General features: G+C 72.6%; 1 protein-coding gene and 1 pseudogene. Both read left to right on the top strand.

Annotation, left to right across the window (positions count from 1 at the left end):
• Positions 1-95 (top strand): annotated as a pseudogene (locus ACFVUH_RS37495) (roadblock/LC7 domain-containing protein); the annotation flags it as partial.
• Positions 96-256: 161 nt separating this feature from the next.
• Positions 257-982, top strand: a complete 726-nt coding sequence (locus ACFVUH_RS37490) for a DUF742 domain-containing protein (protein ID WP_355376429.1) — start codon at positions 257-259, stop codon at positions 980-982.
• Positions 983-1025: the final 43 nt, after the last annotated feature.

Below are 1025 nucleotides of genomic sequence, written 5' to 3'. Positions count from 1 at the left end.
TCGTCGGCTACGAGATGGCGCTGCTCGTCGACCGCGCCGGCGCCGTCCTCACCCCCGCACTCCGCGCAGAACTCCAGGGCAGTCTCCTGCACTGACGGTCCGTCGGATACCGTCCAGGTATTCGAAGCACCTCCACGTCCGTCCCGGGCCCGCTTCGGCGGGCTCGGGTTCGGACGTTGTACGGCCTTCGCACCACCGGCTCAGGACCAGTGCCCGAGCTCGCACCGCACCGCCGCACCCTGTGAGGAGAGGAACCGTGACACCGCCCGACGACCGCAGCGGCCAGTACGGCGTTCCGTACCCTGGCACAGGCCATGACGCCTTCGGAGCACCCGGCGTCGTCGGCCACGGTCAGCAGTACGGCCAGCCGCTCCACGGCCAGCACGGCCAGCACTACGGCCAGCCGTCGTACGGCCGGCCGTACCCGCCGGGACAGTACGACCAGTACGCCCAGCCCCGGCCCTCGTACGACGCTCCCCCGCCCGGCTACCCGGACGGGACGGTCGGACAGCACCCCGGCCACCTCCCCGGCCGCGGCCCGGCCGTCGGGCAGTCGGCCGGACAGCCCGCCCACGTTCCCGGCCACCACGGGCCGGTCCAGGACTTCGGGGCGGGCGACGACTACGAGGACGAGGTGGACTCCGGCCCGCTGATCCGCCCGTTCGCGATGACCGGAGGACGCACCCGGCCCCGGTACGAGCTCGCCCTGGAGGCGCTCGTCTCCGCCAACGTGGATCCGCAACGCCTGGCCACCCTGCTCCCCGAGCACCAGCGGATCTGCACCCTGTGCACCGAGGTCAAGTCCGTGGCCGAGGTCTCGGCGCTGCTCTCCCTTCCCCTGGGAGTGGCCCGCATCCTCGTGGCCGACCTGGCCGAGGCCGGCCTGGTCGCCATCCACCAGCCCGCTTCCGGCGGCGAATCCGGAACCCAGCCCGACGTCACGCTGCTCGAAAGGGTCCTCAGTGGACTTCGCAAGCTCTAACGCGGCCGCCCCCACCCGCGCCACCACCTCCGCGAAGATCGTC

Source organism: Kitasatospora sp. NPDC058032 (assembly GCF_042885845.1).
Taxonomy (GTDB): Bacteria; Actinomycetota; Actinomycetes; order Streptomycetales; family Streptomycetaceae; genus Kitasatospora.
The sequence above is the reverse complement of the archived record's forward strand: the minus strand, read 5'-3'. Positions and strand labels throughout refer to the sequence as shown.